The 18,560-nt window shown below is 67.2% G+C and carries 15 protein-coding genes; 13 read left to right on the forward strand and 2 right to left on the reverse strand.

Going from position 1 to position 18,560, the window contains the following annotated elements; all coding sequences use genetic code 11:
• The first annotated feature begins 7 nt into the window (after positions 1 to 7).
• The 9 genes from AC1RB9_RS08550 to AC1RB9_RS08590 all read left to right on the forward strand — a co-directional run bounded on the left by AC1RB9_RS08550 (position 8) and on the right by AC1RB9_RS08590 (position 7,917).
• Complete coding sequence (locus AC1RB9_RS08550; RefSeq protein ID WP_003104429.1) at positions 8 to 862, forward strand: HvfB family MNIO-type RiPP peptide maturase; 855 nt, start codon at positions 8 to 10, stop codon at positions 860 to 862.
• Positions 859 to 1,593, forward strand: a complete 735-nt coding sequence (locus tag AC1RB9_RS08555; protein ID WP_003114075.1) for an HvfC family RiPP maturation protein — start codon at positions 859 to 861, stop codon at positions 1,591 to 1,593. The genes AC1RB9_RS08550 and AC1RB9_RS08555 overlap by 4 nt, the downstream gene beginning before the upstream one ends.
• Before the next feature lie 2 nt (positions 1,594 to 1,595).
• A complete protein-coding gene (locus AC1RB9_RS08560; protein WP_003143472.1) occupies positions 1,596 to 2,186 on the forward strand; it encodes an HvfX family Cu-binding RiPP maturation protein in 591 nt (196 codons plus the stop codon).
• A 246-nt stretch (positions 2,187 to 2,432) separates the two neighbouring features.
• Positions 2,433 to 3,749 carry an outer membrane porin OprO gene (oprO, locus tag AC1RB9_RS08565; RefSeq protein ID WP_003104423.1) on the forward strand — a complete coding sequence of 439 codons (1,317 nt, stop codon included), beginning with the start codon at positions 2,433 to 2,435 and terminating at the stop codon, positions 3,747 to 3,749.
• Between the two features lie 458 nt (positions 3,750 to 4,207).
• Complete coding sequence (gene oprP / locus AC1RB9_RS08570; RefSeq protein WP_003122437.1) at positions 4,208 to 5,530, forward strand: outer membrane porin OprP; 1,323 nt, start codon at positions 4,208 to 4,210, stop codon at positions 5,528 to 5,530.
• A 168-nt stretch (positions 5,531 to 5,698) separates the two neighbouring features.
• On the forward strand, positions 5,699 to 5,998 hold the full coding sequence (locus tag AC1RB9_RS08575; RefSeq protein WP_003091621.1) for a hypothetical protein: 300 nt from the start codon (positions 5,699 to 5,701) through the stop codon (positions 5,996 to 5,998).
• Positions 5,999 to 6,123: 125 nt separating this feature from the next.
• The gene (locus AC1RB9_RS08580) at positions 6,124 to 6,936 is read left to right on the forward strand and encodes an SDR family oxidoreductase (RefSeq protein ID WP_003091619.1); all 813 of its coding nucleotides are present in this window, start codon (positions 6,124 to 6,126) and stop codon (positions 6,934 to 6,936) included.
• A 232-nt stretch (positions 6,937 to 7,168) separates the two neighbouring features.
• Positions 7,169 to 7,591 (forward strand): hypothetical protein, encoded by a 423-nt coding sequence (locus AC1RB9_RS08585; protein ID WP_003091617.1) that lies wholly within the window; start codon positions 7,169 to 7,171, stop codon positions 7,589 to 7,591.
• Positions 7,588 to 7,917, forward strand: a complete 330-nt coding sequence (locus AC1RB9_RS08590) for a YnfA family protein (protein WP_003111657.1) — start codon at positions 7,588 to 7,590, stop codon at positions 7,915 to 7,917. The genes AC1RB9_RS08585 and AC1RB9_RS08590 overlap by 4 nt, the downstream gene beginning before the upstream one ends.
• Positions 7,918 to 7,972: 55 nt before the next feature.
• Here the strand turns inward: AC1RB9_RS08590 and AC1RB9_RS08595 are convergent, their stop codons facing one another.
• Positions 7,973 to 8,260 (reverse strand): hypothetical protein, encoded by a 288-nt coding sequence (locus AC1RB9_RS08595; RefSeq protein WP_003091615.1) that lies wholly within the window; start codon positions 8,258 to 8,260, stop codon positions 7,973 to 7,975.
• Between the two features lie 166 nt (positions 8,261 to 8,426).
• On the opposite strand from AC1RB9_RS08595, the gene AC1RB9_RS08600 reads away from it, so the two are divergent.
• The gene (locus tag AC1RB9_RS08600) at positions 8,427 to 8,810 is read left to right on the forward strand and encodes a hypothetical protein (RefSeq protein ID WP_003091614.1); all 384 of its coding nucleotides are present in this window, start codon (positions 8,427 to 8,429) and stop codon (positions 8,808 to 8,810) included.
• Positions 8,811 to 8,878: 68 nt separating this feature from the next.
• On the forward strand, positions 8,879 to 13,225 hold the full coding sequence (locus AC1RB9_RS08605) for a DEAD/DEAH box helicase (protein WP_003158328.1): 4,347 nt from the start codon (positions 8,879 to 8,881) through the stop codon (positions 13,223 to 13,225).
• A 7-nt stretch (positions 13,226 to 13,232) separates the two neighbouring features.
• Here AC1RB9_RS08605 and AC1RB9_RS08610 read toward each other — a convergent pair whose 3' ends face one another.
• Positions 13,233 to 16,712, reverse strand: a complete 3,480-nt coding sequence (locus AC1RB9_RS08610) for a PAS domain-containing hybrid sensor histidine kinase/response regulator (RefSeq protein ID WP_003117605.1) — start codon at positions 16,710 to 16,712, stop codon at positions 13,233 to 13,235.
• Between the two features lie 265 nt (positions 16,713 to 16,977).
• On the opposite strand from AC1RB9_RS08610, the gene AC1RB9_RS08615 reads away from it, so the two are divergent.
• Complete coding sequence (locus AC1RB9_RS08615; protein ID WP_012613851.1) at positions 16,978 to 17,565, forward strand: GNAT family N-acetyltransferase; 588 nt, start codon at positions 16,978 to 16,980, stop codon at positions 17,563 to 17,565.
• Positions 17,566 to 17,631: 66 nt separating this feature from the next.
• The gene (locus AC1RB9_RS08620; protein ID WP_003452889.1) at positions 17,632 to 18,486 is read left to right on the forward strand and encodes a helix-turn-helix transcriptional regulator; all 855 of its coding nucleotides are present in this window, start codon (positions 17,632 to 17,634) and stop codon (positions 18,484 to 18,486) included.
• Positions 18,487 to 18,560 lie beyond the last annotated feature (74 nt).

Genomic DNA, 18,560 nt, shown 5'->3' on the forward strand with positions numbered 1-18,560 from the left:
ACGGACCATGCAACGGGAATTCGTCAGCGGCGCCGGGCTAGGCCTGCGTCGCGCGCTGCTGGAGCCGCTCGGCGCCGGCGATGAGGTCCGGGTCGACTTCCTCGAGGTCGCCCCGGAGAACTGGATCGGCATCGGCGGCCGTCTCGGCCGCCAGTTCCGCGAGCTGACCGAGCGCCTGCCGTTCCTCTGCCATGGTCTGTCTCTCAACCTCGGCGGCTACGCCCCGCTGGACATGTCGTTGCTGCGCGCGATCAAGGGTTTCATCGAGCAGCATGACATCCGTGCCTACAGCGAGCACCTGTCGGCCTGCGCCGACGACGGCCAGCTCTACGACCTGATGCCGCTACCGTTCAGCGACGAATCGGTGCGCCGGGTCGCCGAACGGGTCCGGGTGGTACAGGACGTCCTCGAGCGGCCGTTGATCGTCGAGAACGTCTCGGCGTATGCGCGCTTGCCGGGCGAGCTGGAAGAGGTCGATTTCGTCCGCGCGGTACTGGAGGAAGCCGATTGCCAATTGCTGCTGGACGTCAACAACGTCTACGTCAACGCCTGCAACTTCGGTTTCGACGCCCACGCCTACATCGCCGCGATGCCCAGCCGGAGGATCGCCTACCTGCACATGGCCGGGCACGACGAACAGGGCGCCAGCCTGAAGATCGATACCCATGGCGCGCCGGTCTGCGATCCGGTCTGGGAACTGCTGGCACATGCCTATGCCTGCCATGGCGAACGCCCGACGCTGCTGGAGCGCGATTTCAACCTCCCGCCACTGAGCGAGCTGTATGCCGAAACCGATCGCATCCGCGAGCTGCAGCGGCGCAGCGGTGAAGCGCAACTGCGCAGCCTGGGGTACGGCACATGAACCACACGACCTTGCAACGGCGTTTCGCCGCACGTATCCGCGATCCGCAGCAGGCCTTGCCGCCCGGCATCGCGACGGAGCGCATGGCGATCTACGAGGAACTGTTCTTCAACAACCTGGACGGTTTCATCAGCAGCGGTTTCCCGGTCCTGCGCCAGTTGTTCGACGAGCCGCGCTGGCATCGCCTGGTGCGTGCCTTCATGCGCGAGCATCGCTGCCGCACACCGTACTTCAGCCAATTGGGCGAGGAGTTCATCGGCTGGCTGCAGGACGGCTACCGCGCGGAGGAGGGCGATCCGCCCTTCCTGCTGGAGCTGGCTCACTACGAGTGGGTCGAGCTGGCCCTGTCGCTGGCCGAGGCGCCTGTCGAGACGCTGCCGCAGGCCTGGTCGTGGTCGCCACTGGCCTGGCCGCTGGCCTATCGCTGGCCGGTCCATCGCCTGGGGCCGAGCCATCGGCCGATGGAGCCGCCGGCCGAGCCGACCTGCCTGCTGGTCTGGCGCGATCCGGCGGAGCGGGTGCGCTTCCTGCACCTGTCGCCATTCGCCTATCGCCTCGCGCAGCGCCTGAGCGAGGAGGGCGAGGCGCCGGTGGCGCTGCTGCCGTTGTTGCGCGAGTTGGCCGGAAGCTGCGGCCTGAGCGCCGACGTGGAGTATTTCGAAAATGCCTTCGCCTTGCTGGAGGACTGGCACGCCCAGGGCATCCTCATGGGCGAGGGCGCTCTGGAGTGATGATGAAGACTGTCTTCCTGCGTTTACAGCATGCCCTCGACGTTACCCGTCGAGCGGATTTCCTCGCCCCGCTGGCGCTACGCCTGTACCTGGCGCCGGTGTTCTGGATGGCCGGCTGCCAGAAGCTGGCGGACATGCCGGCCACCATCGAGTGGTTCGGCAATCCCGACTGGGGACTCGGCCTGCCGTTTCCCGAACTGCTGGCCTGGCTCGCCGCGCTGAGCGAGGCAGGTGGCGCCGTGCTGCTGTTGTGCGGCCTGGCCGTGCGCTGGATCAGCCTGCCGCTGATGGTGACCATGCTGGTGGCGATCTTCGCCGTGCACTGGCCGAACGGCTGGCAGGCGATCGCCGATCCGTCCGCGCCGTTCGCCAACGCCCAGGTGCTGGAGGCCGGCGAGAAGCTGGCGCGGGCCCGGGAAATCCTGCGCGAATACGGCAACTACGACTGGCTGACGTCGAGCGGAAGCTTCGCCATCGTCAACAACGGCATCGAGTTCGCCGCGACCTACCTGGTGATGTTGCTCGCGCTGTTCTTCGGCGGCGCCGGCAAGTGGCTTTCTGCTGACTTCTGGATTGCGCGAAAATTGCGCTGAGCTTTCTACCCATATCGAATAACCCGAAAGGCCCGTAGTAGAGGGCTTTTCGCGTTATTCGCATTGGAGATAAAAAGTTCCTCTGTAATGAAACATTTATCTCCATGCAATTTGGCTGCAATCTGCCATCGCCAAGATTCCCCCCAACACAAAGGGGCCGCCTTACGGCCAGCGCGGAACAAGGGGCGCGCTGTAGCCAGGCACTCGCGTGTTGCCAATGCACACACCATTAAGGGGAAATCTTCGATGATCCGTAAGCACTCGCTCGGCTTCGTTGCCAGCGCTCTGGCTCTGGCCGTATCTGCCCAGGCGTTCGCCGGCACCGTGACCACCGACGGCGCCGATATCGTGATCAAGACCAAGGGCGGCCTCGAAGTCGCCACCACCGACAAGGAATTCAGCTTCAAGCTGGGCGGTCGCCTGCAGGCCGACTACAGCCGTTTCGACGGTTTCTATACCAAGAATGGCAACACCGCCGACGCCGCCTACTTCCGCCGCGCCTTCATCGAACTCGGCGGAACCGCATACAAGGACTGGAAATACCAGATCAACTTCGACCTGTCGCACAACACCGGCAGCTCCGACAACGGCTATTTCGACGAAGCTTCGGTCACCTACACCGGCTTCAACCCGGTCAACCTGAAGTTCGGTCGCTTCGACCCCGACTTCGGCCTGGAAAAGGCCACCAGCTCCAAGTGGGTGACCGCTCCCGAGCGTAACGCCGCCTACGAACTGGCCGACTGGATCAACACCCACCAGGACGGCATGGGCGCCCAGGTCAACTCGACCCTCGCCGACATGGCCTACCTGTCCGCCGGCGTATCCGCCAAGGACGCCGACGACAGCGACGGCGACAGCGTCAAGCAGTTCAACTTCCGCGGCGTGTTCGCGCCGATGCACGAAGCCGGCAATGTTCTCCATGTCGGCGTGAACTATGCCTACCGCGACCTCGACGACACCGCCTTCGACTCGCGCATCCGTCCGCGCCTGGGCATGCGCGGCATCGCCACCAGCGGCGGCAACGACGCCGGTGACAACGGCAACCGCGCGACCTTCGGCGGTGTCTCCAACTCGCCGGCCGGTTCCTACAAGGACGATAGCGTCTGGGGCCTGGAAGGCGCCTGGGCGATGGGCCCGTTCTCGGCCCAGGCCGAATACCTGGCACGCAAGCTGAAGGCCGATGACAACGCCTACAAGGACATCAAGGCCAAGGGTTACTACGCGCAACTGGCCTACACCCTGACCGGCGAGTCCCGCCAGTACAAGCTGGAAGGTGCCAAGTTCGACTCCGTCAAGCCGGAAAACAAGGAAATCGGCGCCTGGGAAGTGTTCTACCGCTACGACAACATCAAGGTGGAAGACGACAACGTGGTCGCCGATACCGCCACTCGCGAAGTCGGCGACACCAAGGCCAAGGCCCACAACCTGGGCGTGAACTGGTACGTCAACGATGCGGTGAAGATCAGCGCGGCCTACGTCAAGGCGAAGACCGACAAGATCACCAACAACAATGGCGACGATGACGGCGACGGCTTCGTGACCCGTTTGCAGTACGTGTTCTAAGAAGCGACAACGATCTGCTCCTGTTTTCGGCCTCGCTCCGGCGAGGTCTTTTTAATCGCTTCCTTACCCGGTTGTGGCGATGTTGGCAGCCTGCAACCGGGTCTTTCTTTCGTTACAGGTCCACCCGCAGGTACTGGCAGGAATATCCGAAAGCCAGACGGTTATCGGCAGAAACTCTTGATTTTCATTGCAGTCATGCAATCTTCGCAAGGTTGCCGCAATATATGAAATAAACTGTTACATCTGTCGCCCGGACCTGATGCCTCTAGGCCTGCGCCCTTATCCGACGGCCTCATCCAGGCGCTATCCGGCTGCCTGTCACAAAAGCTTTCGCGCTTTGCAGTCTCGCTGTCACAACCCATCCAGATGATCCCCCTCCAGCAGCGCCGGCCGGCGACAGAACCGGCCGTTTCCGCGCTGCTCAAGACCATTCGAAATCCGAACAGGGGACTTACCTGATGATTCGCAGACACTCGTGCAAAGGGGTGGGGAGCAGTGTTGCCTGGAGTTTGCTGGGCCTGGCGATTTCCGCGCAGAGCCTGGCCGGGACCGTGACCACCGACGGTGCCGACATCGTGATCAAGACCAAGGGCGGCCTCGAAGTCGCCACCACCGACAAGGAATTCAGCTTCAAGCTCGGCGGCCGCCTGCAGGCCGACTACGGCCGCTTCGACGGCTACTACACGAACAACGGCAATACCGCCGATGCCGCCTACTTCCGCCGCGCCTACCTGGAGTTCGGCGGCACCGTCTACCGGGACTGGAAGTACCAGATCAACTACGACCTGTCGCGCAACGTCGGCAACGACAGCGCCGGCTACTTTGACGAAGCTTCGGTCACCTATACCGGCTTCAACCCGGTCAACCTGAAGTTCGGCCGCTTCTACACCGACTTCGGCCTGGAAAAGGCCACCAGCTCCAAATGGGTCACCGCGCTGGAGCGCAACCTCACCTACGACATCGCCGACTGGGTCAACGACAACGTCGGTACCGGTATCCAGGCCAGCTCGGTGGTGGGCGGCATGGCTTTCCTCTCGGGCAGCGTGTTCAGCGAGAACAACAACGATACCGACGGCGACAGCGTGAAGCGCTACAACCTGCGCGGCGTGTTCGCGCCGCTGCACGAGCCGGGCAACGTGGTGCACCTGGGCCTGCAATACGCCTATCGCGACCTGGAGGACAGCGCGGTGGATACCCGGATCCGCCCGCGCATGGGCATGCGCGGCGTCTCCACCAATGGCGGCAACGATGCCGGCAGCAATGGCAACCGCGGTCTGTTCGGCGGCAGTTCGGCAGTCGAGGGGCTGTGGAAGGACGACTCGGTCTGGGGCCTGGAAGGCGCCTGGGCGCTGGGTGCCTTCTCGGCCCAGGCCGAGTACCTGCGGCGCACGGTCAAGGCCGAGCGCGACCGCGAGGATCTCAAGGCCTCCGGCTATTACGCGCAACTGGCCTACACCCTCACCGGCGAGCCGCGCCTCTACAAGCTGGACGGCGCCAAGTTCGACACCATCAAGCCGGAGAACAAGGAAATCGGCGCCTGGGAGCTGTTCTACCGCTACGACTCGATCAAGGTCGAGGATGACAACATCGTCGTCGACAGCGCCACCCGCGAGGTCGGCGACGCCAAGGGCAAGACCCATACCCTGGGCGTCAACTGGTACGCCAACGAGGCGGTGAAGGTTTCCGCCAACTACGTCAAGGCGAAGACCGACAAGATCAGCAATGCCAACGGCGACGATAGCGGCGATGGCCTGGTGATGCGCCTGCAGTACGTGTTCTGAGGCGCTCGGGCCCCGTCCGGCGGGCGGGGCTCGTTTCCGCAGGATGTTACCCGCGTCATGAAATTGCCTGGTGGATGTCCGGGCGGGCCGCCCAGCTTGACCCAGGGCACAGATCGCATGGCGGCATCTGGCTATGCTGGTCCCTCGGAAACGCTCTGGGAGGGACTGATGATCGGCTGGGGACGTGCCTGTATTGGCGTCGGGGGGCTGCTGTTGCTGGGCCAGTTGCTGGGGGGCGCCCTGCTGCTCGCGGACGACGGCGAAGCGACGCTGGCGGTCGAACACTTCTGGCAATTCGTCTTCCTGATCCCGGCGATCCTGGTGGCACTGGGAATGTTCGTCCTGCAGCATCACGTGGGTTCCTTCGCCCAGTTGTACCGCCGGCGTCTCGATGGCGCCTCCTACCTGCTGGTTTCCTGCGGCATCGCCCTGGTCCTGGGCAAGCTCTGCGTCCTGCTGCTCGCCTGAGCCCCTCGCGCGGCCCGGCATGTCCGGGTTTGCCCGAGGCATTCAGCTTCCTGATTTAGCCGGAGGGCGCTGAAACCCTTGGTTACACTGGCCTTCATCACACGAACAGGAAGGCAGGACCCCCTATGCAAAACCGCATGATGATCACCGGTGCCGGCTCCGGGCTGGGGCGCGAAATCGCCCTGCGCTGGGCGCGTGACGGCTGGCGCCTGGCGCTGGCCGACGTCAACGAGGCCGGCCTGGCGGAAAGCCTGAAACTGGTGCGCGAGGCGGGTGGCGATGGCTTCACCCAGCGTTGCGACGTACGCGACTACAGTCAACTGACCGCGCTGGCGCAGAGCTGCGAGGAGAAGTTCGGCGGCATCGACGTCATCGTCAACAACGCCGGGGTGGCCTCCGGCGGCTTCTTCGGCGAGTTGTCCCTGGAGGACTGGGACTGGCAGATCGCGATCAACCTGATGGGCGTGGTCAAGGGCTGCAAGGCCTTCCTGCCGTTGCTGGAGCGAAGCAAGGGCAAGATCGTCAACATCGCCTCGATGGCGGCGTTGATGCAGGGCCCGGCGATGAGCAACTACAACGTGGCCAAGGCCGGGGTGGTGGCGCTTTCGGAAAGCCTGCTGGTAGAGCTGGCGCTGGTCGAGGTCGGCGTCCATGTGGTCTGTCCTTCGTTCTTCCAGACCAACCTGCTGGACTCTTTCCGCGGCCCGAGCCCCGAGATGAAGCACCAGGTCGGCAAGTTGCTGGAGAGTTCGCCGATCAGCGCCGCCGACATCGCCGACTACATCCACGCCGAAGTGGCCAAGGGCAGTTTCCTGATCCTGCCCCACGAGCAGGCGCGGATGGCCTGGAGGATCAAGCAGCAGAATCCCCAGGCGATCTATGACGAGATGACCGCGATGGCCGGCAAGATGCAGGCCAAGCGTCAGCGCCAGGCCTGAGTGGAAATGGCTGCAGGCCAGCAGGGGCGCGGCTTTGCACCATTGCGGTGCGGCGCAGATAGTGCTTGCCCAAGGCGGTGCGATCGAGTAGCTTGAGTCACCGGCCTGCCTGCCGAAGTACGTTGGACCCCACAAGAAGCCTCGCTCATTTGCGAGGCTTTTTGCTTTTCCGCCCTCGCGCCCTGTGCTAGAAGGCTGCCTCTGCGAGTCCGTTCTGTTCTGGAGTACCCCTGTGGAGTCTGAATCCATCGTCTATGGCTGCATCCGCGACTGGCCGGGCGATTCGATGGAGCGGCGCATGCGTCGTGCCGCCAACCGCCGCGTGCTGGACAGCCTGCCGGGCGGCGAGGCCTGGCCGTTCCTCGGACGCGAGATGTTCAGCCGCTGCGAGCAGTCCGGGGCCGGGCTCTACCAGACCCAGATCATCCACTTCGGTGCCAGCTACCAGGCCATCGAATACGAGTGGAGCCTGTGGGTCGAGCAGTTCGAGGCGTTGCTCAGGCGCCTCTACTGGGCCAGCGCGGTGGTCCACCTGGAGACCGAAGTGAACGGCAGCCATACCTTTCGCTGGGAGTCCGAGCGTGGCTTCCATACCCCCCAGGAGAGCGACCTGCAGGTCCGCTGCGCCTGGGAGCGGGAGGGCGGGCGGCGGTGATCAACTACTTCTGGTTCGTCCTCGCGGCGTTCTGCGAGATCGCCGGCTGCTACGCTTTCTATCTCTGGCTGCGGCTGGGCAAGAGCGCCCTGTGGGTGCTGCCCGGCCTGCTCAGCCTGACCCTGTTCGCCTTGCTGCTGACCCGCGTGGAGGCCAGCTACGCCGGCCGCGCCTATGCCGCCTATGGCGGCATCTACGTCGCCGCGTCGCTGTTCTGGCTGGCTTTTGTCGAGCGCTCGCGGCCGCTATGGAGCGACTGGCTGGGCGTGGCCTTGTGCGTGGTCGGTGCCAGCGTCGTGCTGTTCGGCCCGCGCCTGTCTCAGTGACTCAGGCGGGGTGGGTGGCGCGCCCGTCACGGGCGCCGGACCCCGAACCGGCGGATCACTGCGAAGTGTTGCGCTGTACGTCACCTTTTTCCTGATCCAGTTCCTTGAGCATCTGCGCGTAGGCATCGCAATCGCTCGGCCGGTTCTGTTCCGAGCGGGCTTCCTGGCGCTGGCGCAACTGCTCGTTGAGTTCCCTGGCCCGTTGCGGGTTCTTCTGGGTGATCGAGGCGACCTTGGTGGCGACTTCCTTGCCCATCTTTTCCGCCTCCGCTTCGGAACAGGCGAAGACCGGCGTGGCGACCAGCAAGGCGCAGGCGCTGGCGAGGGCGAAAAGCGGTTTCATGGCGTACTCCTGTGGGGTGGTCCTGAGCGGTGGAGCCCGGTCGAGCCGACAAAGTTCAGCCGCAACGCCGGACGGCGACCGATTCGAACCCTCGCGGCGGGTTGCGGGTCGCACGCATAGAGAGGGTGCGAAGGACCCTCGTTGCTTATGCCGCAGGAGGTATGCCATGACTCACGATTGGGATCTGGTCGAACGGTTGCTGCTGGAGGTCCGGCAGTCCGCCCATGAGAACTTCGCCCCGCGCGCCCATGCCGAACGCCTGGCCGAGGAACGCTCCCAGGCCGGGCAGCGGGTCGGCGACATGGATGCGTTGAAGCAGAAGGCCGCCGACTACGAGGCGATCCTGCTGGAGGGCGGCTTCATCGAGCCGCGTCCGGAAGAGCAGGGCGGCAATGGCGAGAACTTCGTCCTCACGCCGCGCGGCGAGCGCCTGCTCGGCCTGATCGGCGGCGAGACGCCGAAGGCCGCCGAGGCTCGCCGGCTGCTCGAGGAGAACGGCAGCGAAGCGCTGCACGCCGAGCGCTTCGACCGTTTCGTCGCCGGGCTCTGAAACTGCGCCCGACGGGCGATCGGCGGGGCTTGTGAGTCGCCCGCGGCGCCACCATAGTGCGGAGCATGATGCCTATTTCATCCTCTTCCGCCCGCCGCGCCGAGCCGGCTCCGCGGCCCCTGGCGGAGTTCCATCCCGCCGTCCGCCAGTGGTTCGAACGCCACTTCGCCGCGCCCACGCCGGCCCAGGTCGAGGCCTGGCCGGCGATCCGCGAGGGGCTTTCGACCCTGGTCGCCGCGCCCACCGGTTCGGGCAAGACCCTGACCGCCTTCCTCGCCGCCATCGATGCCCTGGTGGTGGAGGGGCTGGCCGCCGGCGGCGAGTTGGCGGATGCTACCCAGGTGGTCTATGTCTCGCCGCTGAAAGCGCTGTCCAACGACATCCGCATCAACCTGGAGCAACCGCTGGCTGGCATCCGCGAGGAACTGGCGCGTCTCGGCCTGCCCGACGTCGATATCCGTAGCGCGGTGCGCACCGGCGATACGCCGCAGGTCGAACGCGGAGCGATGCGCAAGCGCCCGCCGCACATCCTGGTCACCACGCCCGAATCGCTGTACATCCTGCTCGGCTCGGAGTCGGGCCGGCAGATGCTTGCCGGGGTGCGCAGCGTGATCGTCGACGAGATCCATGCCCTGGCCGGCAGCAAGCGCGGCAGCCACCTGGCGCTGTCGCTGGAGCGCCTGCAGGCGCTGTGTCCGCGACCGCTGCTGCGGATCGGGCTGTCCGCCACGCAGAAACCGATCGAGAAGGTCGCGCGCTTCCTCGTCGGCGCCAGCGGCAATCCGCGCGATCCGGCCTGCCGGATCGTCGACATCGGCTATACGCGCCCCCGCGACCTGGGCATCGAGGTACCGCCGGTGGCGCTGGAAGCGGTGATGTCCAACGACACCTGGGAGCTGGTCTACGACCGCCTGGCGCACCTGGCCGGCGAGCACCGCACCACCCTGGTGTTCGTCAACACCCGGCGCATGGCCGAGCGGGTCACCCGCTTCCTCGCCGAACGCCTCGGCAGCCGCCAGGTGGCGGCCCACCACGGCAGCCTGGCCAAGGAGCTGCGCCTGGATGCCGAGCAGCGCCTCAAGGCCGGGCAATTGAAGGTACTGGTGGCGACCGCCTCGCTGGAGCTGGGCATCGATATCGGCGACGTCGAGTTGGTCTGCCAGTTGTCGTCGCCGCGCTCCATCGCCGCCTTCCTGCAACGGGTCGGGCGTTCCGGGCACAGTGTCGGCGGCACCCCCAAGGGCCGGTTGTTCCCGACCTCCCGCGACGACCTGGTGGAATGCGCGGCGCTGCTCGACAGCGTGCGCCGTGGCGAGCTGGACAGCCTGGTGCTGCCACGCCAGCCGCTGGACGTGCTGGCGCAGCAGATCGTCGCCGAAGTGGCCTGCCAGGAGTGGCGCGAGGACGACCTCTATCGCCTGGTGATCCGCGCCGAACCCTACGCCGGGCTGGAGCGCGAGCGCTTCGACGAAGTCCTGCGGATGCTTGCCGAGGGCTACCACTCACGCCTCGGCGTGCGCGGCGCCTATCTCCATCGCGATGCGCTCAACGGCCTGCTCCGTGGCCGCCGTGGCGCGCGGCTGACCGCGCTGACCTCGGGCGGGACCATTCCCGATACCGGCGACTACAGCGTGCTGCTGGAGCCGCAGGGCCTGCTGGTGGGAACGGTCAACGAGGACTTCGCGGTGGAGAGCCTGGCCGGCGACGTGTTCCAGCTGGGCAACACCTCGTACCGGATCATCCGCATCGAGCCGGGACGGGTACGGGTCGAGGACGCCCAGGGCCAGCCGCCGAACATTCCGTTCTGGCTGGGTGAGGCGCCGGGGCGCAGCGACGAGCTGTCGGCCAGCGTGGCGCGCCTGCGCGACACCCTCGACGAGCTGCTCGGCGAAGGCCAGGCATTGCCGGAAGGGCAGCGGCTGGAGCCAGCCATCGCCTGGCTCGGCGCCACCCTCGGGCTGGACGATGGCGCCGCGCGGCAGATCGTCGAGTACCTGGCCCGCGCCCGCCAGGCCCTGGGTGGCCTGCCCGGGAGCCGGCGGCTGGTGATGGAACGCTTCTTCGACGAATCCGGCGGCATGCAACTGATCATCCACAGTCCCCACGGCAGCCGCCTCAACCGCGCCTGGGGCCTGGCGCTGCGCAAGCGTTTCTGCCGCAGCTTCAACTTCGAGCTGCAGGCGGCGGCCACCGAAGACGCGATCATCCTCTCGCTGTCCACCAGCCACAGCTTTCCCCTCGACGAGGTCTGGCGCTACCTGCATTCGGCGAGCGCCGAGCACCTGTTGGTACAGGCCGTGCTCGACGCGCCGCTGTTCGGCGTGCGCTGGCGCTGGAACCTGACCACCTCGCTCGGTTTGCCGCGCTATGCCGGCGGTCGCAAGGTGCCGCCGCAACTGCTGCGGATGAAGAGCGAGGATCTGCTGGCCAGCGTGTTCCCCGACCAGGTGGCGTGCCTGGAGAATATCGTCGGCGAGCGCGAGGTGCCCGATCACCCGCTGGTGGCGCAGACCCTTGACGACTGCCTGCACGAGGCGATGGATTGCGAGGGCTGGCTGGCCCTGCTGCGCGACATGGAGAGCGGCGCGGTGGACTTGCTGGCGCGCGACCTGCCGGCGCCTTCGGCGTTGGCGGCGGAGATACTCACCGCGCGTCCCTACGCCTATCTCGACGATGCGCCGCTGGAGGAGCGGCGTACCCAGGCGGTACAGAATCGCCGCTGGAGCGATCCCGAGTCCGCCGACGACCTCGGCGCCCTGGACCTTGAGGCGATCGAGGCGGTGCGTGGCGAGGCCTGGCCGGAAGCGCGCAACGCCGACGAGATGCATGAGGCGCTGAACAGCCTGGGCTTCCTCACCTCGGGCGAGGCCGAGGCCAATCCGGGCTGGGGGGAATGGCTTGCGCAACTGTCGGAGCAACGCCGCGCCGGACGCCTGGACTGCGCAGGCAGCACTCTCTGGCTGGCGGCGGAGCGCCTGCCGGCGATGCGCCTGGTGCATCCCGCGGCGAAGGTACCCGACGCTTTCCAGGCGCCTCGCGGCTATCCGCCGCCGGACTCGGCGGAAGCGGCGACCGTGGAGCTGACCCGCGCCCGCCTGGGTGGCTTCGGGCCACGCACGGCCGGGCAGTTGGCGGCCGACCTGGGCATCGGCCTGGCCGACCAGCAGTACGCGTTGGCCGCCCTGGAGCGCGAAGGCTATGTGCTGCGTGGCCGCTTCAGTCCTGGCGCGACGGAAGAGGAGTGGTGCGAACGCCATCTGCTGGCGCGCATCCATCGCTATACGGTGAAGCGCCTGCGCCGGGAAATCGAGCCGGTGGAGCGCGCCGATTTCATGCGTTTCCTGTTCGACTGGCAGCGCCTGGCGCCGGGCACTCGTGGCCGGGGAGCGGAGTCCCTGGCTACGGTGGTCGAGCAACTGGAAGGTTTCCAGGCCGCGGCGGCCGCCTGGGAAAGCGAACTGCTGGCAGCGCGGGTGGCCGACTACGCCAGCCATTGGCTGGACCAGCTGTGCCGTTCCGGACGCATCGTCTGGGCGCGCCTGGCCGGACGCAGCAAGGCCGCCGGCGGTCCGCTGCGCAGCGCGCCGATCGTGCTCCTGCCGCGCCGCGAGCTGGGGCTCTGGAGCGTCCTGCAGCGCGACGCGCCGGAGCCGGAACTGTCGCCGCGCGCGGCCAGGGTACTGGAGGTGCTGCGCGAGCAGGGTGCATCGTTCTTCGACGAACTGAGCCAGGATGCCCACCTGCTGCGCAGCGAGCTGGAGAACGCCCTCGGCGAGCTGGTCTCGGTCGGCCGGGTCAACGCCGACAGCTTCGCCGGGCTGCGCACCCTGCTGATGCCGGCGGACAAGCGCAGCCGCCAGGAGCGCCGCTCGCGCGGCCTGCCGGGCGGCATGCAGGACGCCGGGCGCTGGGCGCCGCTGCGCCGGGCGAAGGCGGAAGAGGCGGGGCAGCGTTTGCCGGCGGAGGTTCTCGAACATGTCGCCCGGACCTTGCTGCGGCGCTATGGGGTGGTCGCCTGGCGCCTGCTGGAGCGCGAGGCCGACTGGCTGCCGCCGTGGCGCGAGTTGCTGCGCGTCTACCATCGCCTGGAAGCGCGCGGCGAGATTCGCGGCGGGCGCTTCATCGCCGGCCTGGCCGGCGAGCAGTTCGCCTTGGCGGAAGCGGTCGGCCTGTTGCGCGAGGTGCGCAAGCGACCGCCGGATGGGGCGATGCTGGTGGTGTCGGCAGTCGATCCGTTGAACCTGGTCGGCGGCCTGCTACCCGGCGAACGGGTGCCGGCGGTGACCGGCAACCGCCTGCTCTATCGAGACGGAGCGCCGCTGGCGGCGCTGGTAGCCGGCAAGGTGCGGATGCTCGCGGAAGTCGACGGCGAGACCGCGCAGCAGATCCGTGCGCTGCTGATCCGCCGTCACTGAGGCCCGCTCAGCGCAGGCTCAGATGGCGGCTGAGCAGGGCCCGCAACGCGGCCGGCTTGACCGGCTTGGACAGGTAGTCGAGGCCGGCGGCGTGGATCTCCGCCACCAGTTCCGGCCGCGCGTCGGCGCTGATCACCACCCCCGGCACCGGCTCGCCCAGGCGCGTGCGCAGCCAGGCCATCAATTGCGTACCGGTCTCGCCGTCGTCGAGGTGATAGTCGATCAACGCCAGTTGCGGGCGCATCTCGCTGTCCAGCAGCGTGGCGCATTCCTCGCGGCTGCGCGCGGTCCAGACCTGGCAGCCCCAGCGGCTGAGCAGGCTGTTCATGCCGGCGAGGATGCTGTCCTCGTTGTCCACGCAGAGCACCTGGGCGCCGTTCAGCGCCTGCGCCGGTTCGGCCTTGTGGCCGTTGGCCAGGGCCGGCGGCGCCTGCCGCGCCAGCGGTACGCGGACGCTGAAGACGCTGCCCTTGCCCGGCCAGGAACGTACTTCCAGCGGATGGCCGAGGACCTTGCAGAGCCGGTCGGCGATCGCCAGGCCGAGACCGAGGCCTTTCTCCGCGCGGGTCTGGTGGCTGTCCAGGCGCTTGAACTCTTCGAAGATGACTTTCTGCTTGTCCGGTGGGATGCCCGGCCCCTGGTCCCAGACCTCCAGGCGCAGGTAGCCGTCCTCGCGGCGGACGCCGAGCAGCACGTGGCCCTTGGCGTAGCGGAAAGCGTTGGTCAGGAAGTTCTGCAGGATGCGCCGCAGCAGCTTGATGTCGCTGTCCACCCGCAGCTGGCTGCCGCGCAGGCGGAAATGCAGGCCCTGTTCCTGGGCCAGCGCCTTGAACTCGACGCCGAGGGCATCGTAGAGGTTGTTCAGCGGGAACGGGTTGCGTTCGGCGCTGACCCGGCCGCTTTCCAGGCGCGAGATGTCCAGCAGGTCGGTGATCAGGTCCTCGGCGGAACGCAGCGACGAGTCGAGGTGCTGCACCAGGTCGCGGACCTCGCCGGGCAGCGCGTCCTGGTGGGCGAGGGCGGCGGAGAACAGCCGCGCGGCGTTCAGCGGCTGCATCAGGTCGTGGCTGACGGCGGCGAGGAAGCGGGTCTTCGACTGGTTGGCGGCCTCGGCGTTGCTCTTCGCCTCGCTGAGTTCCTGGTTCAACTGCGAGAGTTCCTGGGTACGCTCCTGGACCCGCTGTTCCAGCGACTCGTTGGCGCCCTTGAGGCCCTGTTCGGCCTCGCGGTAGGCGGTGATATCGGTGAAGCTCATGACGAAGCCGCCGCCGGGCATCGGGTTGCCGATCAGCTCGATGACCCGGCCGTTGGGGAACAGCCGCTCGGAGGTGTGCGGAGTGCCCTGGCGCATCCAGTACAGGCGCTTGGCCACGTGCATGTCCGGATCGCCGGGCCCGCACAGGCCGCGATCGGCGTTGTAGCGGATGATGTCGGCGATCGGCCGGCCGACGTAGATCAGCCCGTCCGGGTACTCGAACAGCTCCAGGTAGCGGTGGTTCCAGGCCACCAGGCGCAGCGACTGGTCGACCACGCTGATGCCCTGGGTAATGTTCTCGATCGCGCCCTGCAGCAGGGCGCGGTTGAATTGCAGCACCTCGGAGGCTTCGTCGGCGATCCGCACCACGTCCTCCACCTGCATCTCGCGCCCTTCGATGGCGGCCTTCACCACCGCCCGCGCCGAGGACGCGCCGAGGACCCCGGCGAGCAGGCGCTCGGTGTGCGCGATCCACTCGTTGTTGGCGGTCTGGTTCGGGGTGAAGCCCTTGCCCTGGCGGTAGGCGAAGCGGATGAAGCTTTGCCGCGCGCGTTCCTCGCCGACGAAACGCGCGGCGAGCATCAGCAGGTCTTCCACCTGCACCGCGAGCATGAAGCGCGAGTTCTGCCGCTGGGAGATCTCCTGGCCGATGAAGCGGCTGGCCTGCCAGTGCTCGGACACGCGGGTGCGCGAGAGCACCGAGACCAGGCCGAACAGGGCGAAGTTGCCGACCAGCGAGATCAGCACGCCCTGGGTCAGCGGCTCGATCGGCAGGCCGAAGGGATTGCTTGCCAGCCAGGTCAGGCCGGGGATGCGCTCCAGCGGCCAGCCGAGGCCCTTGGCCACCACCGGCAGGACCAGCGTATAGGCCCACAGCAGCGAGCCGGCGGCGAGGCCGGCGAAGACCCCGCGGCGGTTGGCCTGTTTCCAGTACAGCGCGCCGATCATCGCCGGGCCGAGCTGGGCGATGGCGGCGAAGGCGATCTGGCCGATGGTCGCCAGGCTGGCGCTGGAGCCGAGCAGGCGGTAGGCCACGTAGGCGAGCAGCAGGATCACCGCGATGCTCACCCGGCGTACGGTCAGCAGCCAGTGACGGAAGGCCTCGAAGGGCCGTTCGGTGTCCTTTTCCCGGCGTCGCAGCAGCCACGGCAGGAGCATGTCGTTGGAGACCATGGTCGACAGCGCGACGCTGGCGACGATGACCATTCCGGTGGCGGCCGAGGCGCCGCCAATGAATGCCAGCAGGGCCAGCGCCGGGTGCGCCTCGGCCAGCGGCAGGCTGATGACGAAGGAGTCCGGCATTACCCCGGCGGGCAGGTGCAATTGGCCGGCGAGGGCGATCGGCACCACGAACAACGCGGCCAGCACCAGGTAGATGGGGAACACCCAGCGCGCCAGGTTGAGGTCGCGCGGCTCGATGTTCTCCACCACGGTGACGTGGAATTGCCGCGGCAGGCACATGATCGCGGTCATCGCCACGCCGGTCTGCAGCAGCATCGCCGGCCAGTGCACGGTCTCTTCCCAGTAGTCGGCCAACTGCGGCGCGGCGCGGGCCTGGGAGAAGAGATCGGCGAAGCCGTCGTAGAGGCCGAAGGTGACGAAGATGCCCACGGCGAGGAAGGCGGTGAGCTTGACCAGCGACTCGAAGGCGATGGCCAGGACCATGCCGCGGTGGTGTTCGGTGACATCCAGGCTGCGGGTACCGAAGACGATGGTGAACAGCGCCAGCACCAGCGACACGATCAGCGCCGTGTCCTGGGCGCGGGTACCAGTGGAGTCGGCGCCGGAGCCGATCAGCAGGTTCACCCCGAGGACGATGCCTTTCAGTTGCAGGGCGATATAGGGCAGCACGCCGACCATGCAGATCAGCGCCACCACCACCGCCAGCGCCTGCGACTTGCCGTAGCGGGCGGCGATGAAGTCGGCGATGGAGGTGATGTTCTCCTGCTTGCTGATCATGATCATCTTCTGCAGCACCCAGGGCGCGAACAGCATCAGCAGCACCGGTCCGAGGTAGATCGGCAGGAACGACCAGAGCTGGTCGGTGGCCTGGCCGACCGCGCCGAAGAAGGTCCAGCTGGTGCAGTACACTGCCAGGGAGAGGCTGTAGACCCAGGCACGCAGGCGGGGTGAGAGCGGGGTGCGGCGACGGTCGCCATAGAAGGCGATGGCGAACAGGATGGCCATGTAGACCAGGGCGACCACGGCGATCAGCCCGATGGACAGCGACATGCGAACTCCGATGATGTCCCCGCGTGAAGCTGGCGTGAGGCGGGGGTCTTGCTTTCGCGCCAGTTTCGCACTTGTCGGCCCGCGCGTCAGGCCGCCTGCGACCAAGGTCGCACGCATGCTTGAGCCGGACGCGCGGAGTTGGTAGCGTGCCGGGCTGCGTGAGCGCGGACGGCCCCGGCGGCCGGCTGTCCGTTCATCGTAGCCGGTTTCGGCTGCGGCACTAAACGCGGCCGCTACGCTCTGATGGGAGCGGAGTTTTGCGTCGATGTCGAGGAGGGCGCCCATGTTCAAGCCGCTACCGATCACCCTGCAGCGCGGAGCCTTGCGTCTCGAGCCGCTGGTGGAAGCGGACATTCCCGAGCTGGTGAGCCTCGCCGAAGCCAACCGCGAGGCGCTGCAGTACATGGACGGACCGACGCGGCCGGACTGGTACCGCCAGAGCCTCGCCGAGCAGCGCGAGGGCAGGGCGTTGCCGCTCGCCGTCCGCCTCGGCGTGCAACTGGTCGGGACCACGCGCTTCGCCGAGTTCCTTCCCGCCTTGCCGGCCTGCGAGATCGGCTGGACCTGGCTCGACCAGGCCCAGCACGGCAGCGGCCTGAACCGCATGATCAAGTACCTGATGCTCAAGCATGCCTTCGACAACCTGCGCATGGTCCGCGTGCAGCTCAGCACGGCGGCGAGCAACCTGCGCGCCCAGGGCGCCATCGACAAGCTCGGCGCGCAGCGCGAGGGCGTGCTGCGCAACCACCGGCGGCTGGCCGGCGGGCGGCTAGACGACACCTTCGTCTACAGCATCACCGACCACGAATGGCCGCAGGTCAAGGCGGTGCTGGAAGCCAGCTTCACCGGCTGAAGCCGGTTCCGTCGCTCCTGCGGTATGCTGGGCGGCCCGTCCGGACGGGCGAACGAGGAGACGGCAGTGCCGGACGAGACGAGCGGAGAACACACGCATTTCTGGCGCGCCGCCGAACTGGGCGGCGTCGAACTGCTGCACGCGCGCTATGTGGAGCAGCGCTTCGCGCCGCACGTGCACAGCAGCTTCGCCCTGGTCATCATCGAGCAGGGCGCGCAGCGCTTCCGCCATCGTGGCGGCGAGCACCTGGCCCCGCTGGGCAGCATGGTGCTGATCAACCCCGACGAAGTGCACACCGGCTCCAAGGCCCATGATGCCGGTTGGCTCTATCGCGGCTACTACCCGGAAATGGAACAGATCGACGGGATTCTCGACGAGCTGGAAATCCATCATGGCGGCGTGCCGCGCTTCGCCGACAGCGTGATCCACGACCAGCCCCTGGCACGCGCCTTCGTCCACTTGCACCGCCTGCTGGCCGAGCATGCCGACAGCCTGGAAACCCAGACCCGCTGGCGCGAGACGGTGCTCGCCCTGTTCCGTCGCCACGCCCGCCTGCCAGAAGCGCCGAAGGCCGGGCAGGAGCCGTTGGCGGTGGCCCTTGCCCGCGAACTGCTGGCGGCGCGGTTGCTCGATCCGCCTTCGCTGGAGGAACTGGCGGCGGCGGTCAATCTGTCCCCGTTCCATTTTGCCCGGGTCTTCCGTCGCGCCACCGGCATGCCGCCCCACGCCTGGCTCAGGCAGCGCCGCCTGGAGCAGGCCAGGGCACTGCTCAAGAGCGGCCGGGCGCCGCTGGAGGTGGCCCTGGAGCTGGGCTTCGCCGACCAGAGCCACCTCGGTCGCCAGTTCAAGCAGGCCTACGGCGTGGCACCGGGTGAATACCGCTCGGCCTGCGCGCGCTCATCCTTGACGATCTACGAATAAGTCAAGCTCACATTTGCAAATCATTTGTATTTACGTTCTTTACGATTTGCCGTAATTTTGCGCCCCACTTTTTC

It is taken from the genome of Pseudomonas sp. 20-5, from assembly GCF_056782835.1.

Bases quoted from the DNA above. Each gene is read 5' to 3' on its own strand.
- AC1RB9_RS08550 (WP_003104429.1), top strand. From the start codon at position 8: ATGCAACGGGAATTCGTCAGCGGCGCCGGGCTAGGCCTGCGTCGCGCG.
- AC1RB9_RS08600 (WP_003091614.1), top strand. From the start codon at position 8,427: ATGACTCACGATTGGGATCTGGTCGAACGGTTGCTGCTGGAGGTCCGG.
- AC1RB9_RS08560 (WP_003143472.1), top strand. From the start codon at position 1,596: ATGAAGACTGTCTTCCTGCGTTTACAGCATGCCCTCGACGTTACCCGT.
- AC1RB9_RS08615 (WP_012613851.1), top strand. From the start codon at position 16,978: ATGTCGAGGAGGGCGCCCATGTTCAAGCCGCTACCGATCACCCTGCAG.
- AC1RB9_RS08610 (WP_003117605.1), bottom strand. From the start codon at position 16,712: ATGTCGCTGTCCATCGGGCTGATCGCCGTGGTCGCCCTGGTCTACATG.
- AC1RB9_RS08595 (WP_003091615.1), bottom strand. From the start codon at position 8,260: ATGAAACCGCTTTTCGCCCTCGCCAGCGCCTGCGCCTTGCTGGTCGCC.
- oprP (WP_003122437.1), top strand. From the start codon at position 4,208: ATGATTCGCAGACACTCGTGCAAAGGGGTGGGGAGCAGTGTTGCCTGG.
- AC1RB9_RS08605 (WP_003158328.1), top strand. From the start codon at position 8,879: ATGCCTATTTCATCCTCTTCCGCCCGCCGCGCCGAGCCGGCTCCGCGG.
- AC1RB9_RS08580 (WP_003091619.1), top strand. From the start codon at position 6,124: ATGCAAAACCGCATGATGATCACCGGTGCCGGCTCCGGGCTGGGGCGC.
- AC1RB9_RS08575 (WP_003091621.1), top strand. From the start codon at position 5,699: ATGATCGGCTGGGGACGTGCCTGTATTGGCGTCGGGGGGCTGCTGTTG.
- AC1RB9_RS08555 (WP_003114075.1), top strand. From the start codon at position 859: ATGAACCACACGACCTTGCAACGGCGTTTCGCCGCACGTATCCGCGAT.
- oprO (WP_003104423.1), top strand. From the start codon at position 2,433: ATGATCCGTAAGCACTCGCTCGGCTTCGTTGCCAGCGCTCTGGCTCTG.